5 protein-coding genes are annotated in these 6,854 nt (G+C 61.2%); 2 read left to right on the plus strand and 3 right to left on the minus strand.

All coding sequences use genetic code 11. The features are described from left to right. Nucleotides 1–26: 26 nt before the first annotated feature. Complete coding sequence (gene gcvA, locus ACE039_RS28255) at nt 27–908, minus strand: transcriptional regulator GcvA (protein WP_315137069.1); 882 nt, start codon at nt 906–908, stop codon at nt 27–29. Between the two features lie 127 nt (nt 909–1,035). Between gcvA and ACE039_RS28260 the strand changes: the two genes are divergently transcribed. Continuing rightward, entirely contained in the window at nt 1,036–2,019 is a 984-nt protein-coding gene (locus ACE039_RS28260; RefSeq protein WP_105556296.1) for a Bug family tripartite tricarboxylate transporter substrate binding protein, read from the plus strand. 19 nt (nt 2,020–2,038) lie between these two features. After that, nucleotides 2,039–3,412 (plus strand): amidase, encoded by a 1,374-nt coding sequence (locus tag ACE039_RS28265; protein ID WP_448712970.1) that lies wholly within the window; start codon nt 2,039–2,041, stop codon nt 3,410–3,412. A gap of 392 nt (nt 3,413–3,804) precedes the next feature. On the opposite strand, the gene ACE039_RS28270 is transcribed toward ACE039_RS28265, so the two are convergent. After that, nucleotides 3,805–5,250, minus strand: coding sequence for an IS1182 family transposase (locus ACE039_RS28270; RefSeq protein ID WP_485823962.1), 1,446 nt, complete (start codon nt 5,248–5,250; stop codon nt 3,805–3,807). A 100-nt stretch (nt 5,251–5,350) separates the two neighbouring features. Continuing rightward, nucleotides 5,351–6,265, minus strand: coding sequence for a hypothetical protein (locus tag ACE039_RS28275; RefSeq protein WP_485823963.1), 915 nt, complete (start codon nt 6,263–6,265; stop codon nt 5,351–5,353). Nucleotides 6,266–6,854 lie beyond the last annotated feature (589 nt).

Raw genomic sequence — 6,854 nt, forward strand, 5'->3', positions numbered from 1 at the left:
CGCGGCGGGCTACAGCGTTCGAACGTTCAAATCGCGCAGGATGCTACCCAAAGGCGAAACTGCGAGAGCTCGGGCGATGGCTGCCTATAGTCCTCCGGCGGCAGGACGAAGTAATAGGTCTGCGCGTCCAGATCCACGCTTAGATCGAACGGTGCGACCAGACGCCCTTCGTCCAGTTCTTTCTGCACGAGGGTCTTTTGCGCGATGGCAACGCCAAACCCCTCCAGCGCGGCTTCATAGGCCAATGCCGACGATTCGTAGCGCAGGCCGCGCGAGACATCGATCTCTGCCAGGCCGGCCGCCCGTAGCCAGATCTCCCAATAGTCGGGGCGTGCCAGCGTATGCAGCAGGATTTCGCGCTTCAGATCGGCGGGCTTGCGCAGGCGAGCGCCCTTGTCGGGGATACACACCGGAAGCAACTCATTGACCATCAGCTTGTAGCTGAGCAGGCCGCGCCAGTGGCCGTCTCCCATGCAGATGCCGGCATCGACTTCCTCGCGCTCGAAGTCCGGTGGATCTACTGACGTATGGAGCTTGACATCGATGTCGGGATATTGGCGATGGAACCCCGAGAGGCGCGGCAGTAACCAGCGCATGGCGACGCTATGCGGCGCCTTGATGACGAACTGGCGTCGGCGCGAGCGCTCGCCCAGCGCCGACGTCGCGCGTTGCAACCCGCCAAAACAGCGCGCGATATCTGCGTGATACGCCGCGCCAATCGGCGTGAGCACGATGCGGCGGTGCTGGCGAAAGAACAACCGCAGCCCCAGGTGTTCTTCAAGCAGGCGGATTTGGCGGCTTACGGCGGCGGGCGTCACGCTGAGTTCCGTCGCCGCGCCAGTGATGCTGCCCAGGCGGCCCACGACCTCAAAACAGCGCAGCGCGTTCAGCGGGGGCAGGGCAGTCATTTCGGGGTTTCGATTAACAATAAGTTAAGTGTGCCATAGATAAAGTCGTTTGAACCATGGCCCGCGAAAGCCCAAGATGGCACGGCCGCTTGTCTTCGCGGCCAAGAGCAACCACAAGGGGAAATCCATGTCCAAAACGCTGGTTCGATTGATCGGAATCGCTGCCTTTTGCGGCGCCGCGGTGTTGGGCTGGCCTGCTTCGGCCGCCGACTATCCGCAGCGCCCCGTCAGCATCGTGGTGCCGACCACGCCAGGAGGCACTGCCGACATCCTGGCTCGACTGATCGGCCCCAGGCTCGCGCAACGCTGGGGCCAGGCCGTCGTGGTCGAAAACAAGCCCGGCGCGGGCACGCTCATCGGCTCCGACTATGTGGTCCGAGCGAAACCGGACGGCTACACCTTGATGCTGACTTTCAATGAACTGGCCACGCTGCCTGCCTTGAATCCCAACGCCAAGCTGGATGTCGAGAATGGGTTGGCGCGGATCGGCAAGATCGGCAGCCTGCCGGTGCTGATCCTGACCCGCCCTGGCATCGACGATCCCGATCTGCGCACGCTGATCGAACGTTTTCGCGCCAGTCCGGGCCGATACACCTATGCCTCCAATGGCTCAGGATCTTCGCTGCAGCTGTTCTCCGAGATATTCAAGCGCGAGGCCGGCGTAGACGTAATGCACGTGCCTTATCGGGGCGCGCTTGAGGCTTCGATGGCGGCCATCGGCGGCGAAGTCGACCTGTTGGTGCAATTCGCCTCGGGCAACGTCATCAACCATGTGAAGGGCGGCAAGCTCAGGGCCTATGCCGTGGCGTCTGCGCAGAGGCTGGATGCCTTGCCCGACGTCCCCACCGCCGCCGAGGCCGGTCTGCCCGAGCTTCGCTTGGAGGCCTGGTACGGCTTGTTCGCGCCCGCCGGCCTGCCGGACGATCTCAAGCAAAAAATCAACCGTGACTTGAACGACGTCCTGGCCGAACCGGGCATTCAGGAACGTTTGAAGGGCGTCAATCTGCTGGTGCAACCCAGTTCGCCTTCACAATTTGATGCGTTCTTCCGCGCTGAATACGCTCGATGGGGCGCATTGATCCGTACGCTCGGCATCAAGAGCAGTGAATAAGCCTATCCGGAGACACAACGTGACCTACGATCCCAACACCCATGCCGCGCTGACCTTTCATGATTCCCGCGCCAACTTTGTTGATCGCCGCGACAGTCCGCGGGAATATCTCGAACGCTGCCTGAACGTGATTGCCGAGCGCGAAGGCCAGCTCAAGGGCTGGGTGGTAATGAACCCGGCAGGCGCGCGCGCCGCGGCCGACGCCAGCGCCCGGCGGTACCGCGACGGCCGTCCGCTCTCGGCTATCGACGGCATGCCTGTCGGCATCAAGGATCTGATTGAAACTCGCGACATGCCCACGCAGATGGGCTGCGCTGCCTTTGACGGCAACTTTCCGAAGAATGACAGCGCCGTTGTGCGTGCGCTGCGCGATGCGGGCGCGATCATCCTGGGCAAGACCGTCACCACAGCGCTGGGCTTTCTCGATCCCGGTCCAACCACCAACGCGTTCGATCCGTTGCGCACGCCGGGCGGTTCGTCGAGCGGCTCGGCCGCCGTTGTGGGCGCCAACATGGTGCCCATGGCCATCGGCTCGCAACTCGTGGGTTCCGTCCTGCGACCAGCCAGCTTCAATGGCAATTGGGCATTGAAGCCGACGTTCGGAGCGCTCAATCGGGGCGAGCGACTCGGGCTGAGCCAGGCCCACCTCGGCGTCCATGCCAACTCCGTCGAGGATATGTGGACAGCGGCTGCGGAAATTGCGCAGCGCTCGGGTGGGGATCCTGGCCACCCCGGCCTATACGGGCCGCTGCACCCTCCCGCCGCCCAAAAGCCCGGATGCTTGGTCGCGTTGGAAACCGAGGGTTGGGAGCGTGCGGACCCGGAAGCCCGCCAAGCGTTCGAGGCCTGCCTGCAGACGCTGTCCGCGCAAGGCGTGACCATCATTCGGCGCGGCGACTCGGCGCTGGTCGAGGCGCTGGAGCGCGCTATCTCGCAAGCGGCGCCGCTATCGCTCAAGCTCATCGCCTGGGAGCAACGCTGGTCATTGGCCAACCTTGTTGAAAACCATCCCGATACGCTGGGTCCCAGCTTGTTGCGACAACTCGAAAGCGGCCGCGGCATGAGCTTGGCGGAGTACCGCGAATGCTTGCTGCTGCGGGAGCACGCTCGCCAGTGCCTGGCAGCTCTGGCCACACAATGCGACGCGTTGTTAAGCCTGAACGCCTGCGGGGCGGCGCCCTTGGCGGCAGACATCCGGGACAGCAAGTATCCGACCGGCGACGTCTCGTTTGCGTGCGCCTCATCGCTGCTCGGCGCGCCTGCGATCAACGTACCTGCCATGGCCGTGGATAGCCTGCCGCTCGGACTACAAGTGCTGGGAATGCCGCATGGGGATGCCAAGATCACCGCCATCGCGACTTGGCTATTTCGGTCCTTGCAACATCGTTTGTGATCCGCCGTCTGCCGGCAGAGCGGCGCGTGCAAGGCGAATCGGAGGAAGCGGCCGAATTTGGAACTCGGCCTGCTTTACTCTGCGCGACTGCCCCCTGCGGTCTGCGGCAGCCCTGGCAGCGAAATTGAGCGAAGCCCGGTCGAGCCGTATGTTCACATACGCATGACAATTGAGATGTGAGGGCGCTGAGCCTTTACCTGCAAAGCTTCCTTGATGCCTGCTTTCGACCGAGGCCGTGTGGAAACGCTTTTCGTCCTGACAGCCACAGCGCAATCGCCTGGTCCGCATCACCTTGGGCGGTCTTCACTTCGATTTTTCGAAGCGGGGCTCACTCAAGACCGTTTGGGCGGCCCGGATAGGGCCTGAGGTGCGTTATGGGTCACCTGAAGGGCTCAGCCGCCCAGCGCCAGTATCGCTTTCATCGTTTGCTGGAAGCCTAGGATGCGCATGACCCGCTTGAGGTTATAGGCCAGTACATTCAAGCTCATTTCCGTGCCCACATTGCCCAAGCGACGAGTTAGGAAGTGTGTATAGCCCATCCAATGCTTGAACGTGCCGAACACATGTTCCACTGTGCGCCGCCGCACCTTCATCGCTTCTGGCATTCGGTCTAGACGGCGCTGCGCCGCCTCAAGCACGGCCTCATGTTCCCATCGACTGATGCGCCGATACGCGCTAGGAGTGCATCGCTCCTTCATAGCGCATTGCGGGCAGGCACTACTCCAGTAGCGCCGCAATTGAAGACCATTCTCCTCCCGCGTAAACCGGTGGATGGCGCGCTGGCCCGCAGGGCACTGGTACTCATCGTCCTTCGCGATGTATATGAAGTCCGAACGGTCGAAGCGGCCTTCGGCCTTGGCATTGGAAGTGGTCGGCTTGGGCAAGATCGCATCAATACCTGTCTCTGCACATGCCTTGATCTGAGGCGCGCTGTAGTAGCCGCGATCGGCAATCGCGCGCAGTCGCTTCTTGCCCATTGCCTGCCGCGCGACTTGTGTCATCGATGCCAATGAGTCCCTGTCATGTCCTCGGTTCGTCACTTCGTGCGCGACGATCAGATGGTGCTTGGCTTCGACAACCATCTGCACGTTGTAGCCGACCATCCCCGAGCCCCGGCCACTGGTAGCCATCGAGCGGGCATCCGGGTCAGTCACCGACAGCTGACCGTCTGGGCTATCTTTGAGCCTCTCCTTGACGTCATCCAGCGTGCGCATTTGTTTGCGCAGACGTTCGATCTTGTCGTTGAGCCGATTGGTCCTAGCCTCGATCTCGACAGGTTGCGTTCGGTCCGCAGTGTCGAGCGCCGCCAGATAGCGGCGGATGCTCTCCTCAATCTGCTGCTGACGTTTGTCGATCTTGGCGGCTGTGAAGTTTTTGTCGCGTGTGTTGACTGCCTTGAATTTGCTTCCATCAACGGCAATCAGGGCTTGGGTGAATAGTTTGAGATCTCGGCATACGGCCACAAACCGCCGGCACACATTGCGAATGCCCGTGCCATTGTCACGGCGGAAATCGGCGATGGTCTTGAAGTCTGGCGCCAGACGGCCGACGAGCCACATCAGTTCGACATTGCGTTGGCACTCTCGCTCGAGTCGACGACTGGACTGGACCCGATTTAAGTAGCCGTAGATGTAGATCTTCAGCAGCACGGCCGGGTGATACGACGGGCGGCCGGTAGCTGCTGGCGCTGTCCTCTCAAATCCCAGCGATTCCAGGTTGAGCTCGTCGACGAATGCGTCGACTATGCGCACCAGATTGTCGTCGGCGATGAAGTCATCCAGGCATTCCGGGATCAACGCTACCTGTTGCCGGTCCTGACCTTCGATGAAGCGGGGCATGTCGACTCCCGGGATCGAGATACCAAACTCTATCTACATCACCATAGCGGCGTCAAAGAGTTTTCACACAGATTCGACCCTTTGCTTACATCGGCTCCCGTTACCACTCCCGCCATTCCGCGGTGATATCTTCGTCATCCGGGAGGCTGAAGCCCGACGCCCTTACCGCTGCGTCGATCACGGCACCTAGTTCGTCGCGCTCCAGTGTTTCGATCATCCCGCTTCTGCCGTTGATCTCGTTGATCGCAAGAACGATGTCCTTGACAGCCGCCTGGATGGCCTCCGCGTCCCGTTGGCCGGTTGCGGCCTTCACCGTGTCGACGAACGCATTCAGCGCCATTTCGGCCGTGGCTATATCCGCCTCGTTGAAGAGCTGGTCTCCCTCGGCCATGGACGCGCGCCAGCGGGGCGTCGGCAGCTGGGCCCGCAATGCCTCGACTTTTTCGATATTGCCAGGCACGATCTTCCGTTTGGCCGGGGACGCCGTTCGGCGTTTGGCCTTGAGTATGGTGCGGTCCGCATGCAGCAGATAAACGGCCATCAGCAGCAAGCCCGCGTCATATTTTGCAACCACGACCATATTTCCGACAGCATGGGAGTGATCGAAGCGTTCGGCTGAATATTCTGGCAGCGTGCTGCTCTTGCCTTCCCTGATCGGAGCCGCCCCGAGCTTTTCGGCCACGACGTCGCTGCTGTCTCCGAATGTCAAACCGAAGGGCAGCGCCGATAGATAGGCGCGTTGCTCTGCCCTGATCGCATCCGGCCCGGTAAAGGACAGCCTCGCGACGATCCTCTCCTCGTCGTCCGGCAGGTGTCTCGACCGTACCTCATCGAATTGGGCACTGTATGCGGGAAGGCTTTCCACCTGCAGACTGAAACCGCTATCGAAACCGCCAAAAAATCCCATCTCAGCATGCGTGCGAAAATCGACTGGATCCAGCTTCTCGTGATGGGCCAGGTACGACCGGACAACCGGATCGGCAATGCTGCGACCAAGCATATCAGAGTGATTCATTCTCTGCCTTTCCTTCCATGGAATCCCGATCCAATATTACCTTGTGACCTTTTTGTCGTCGAACGTGTTGCGTCCACTTCTGGCCGAGGCTGCGTGAAAACGCGCGCCTCTCAAGGGCGCCTGCAATATCCGCCTCTCAGATCGCTGCAGGATCGAATTTCGCCAGTTTGGCAAGAGGTGGGGAACCCTTGAAATCGGCAGTAAATCGCGTTTTCACACAGCCTCGACCCAAAGCAGCCTTGAGCCTAGAGGCCTGGCTCTGACACTACTCGCAGATGGGACTCCTTCGGAACGCCTTGTCACTTTCGGCTATCCCCGGACGACAGGGCCGCGCGCCGTGCGTGGCGGGGACGGGAGGGAACGTCATACTATAGAATGAGAGTTATTTGCATTTATAGACATTCGTGGGCCGCGCCATGCTTCCGCCTTCCATGCTTACCTCGGACCATCCTCTGCTGGCCCGAATCTACACCGAAGACAGGCCATGGTTGCTGGGCCGCCTCTACTCCCGGCTGCGCAACCTGGAAGACGCCGAGGACGTCGCGGGAGAAACGTTCGTGCAGCTCATCCAGACGCCGCGGCTCGCCTC

The sequence above is a fragment of the Achromobacter maghribensis genome (genome assembly GCF_057334215.1).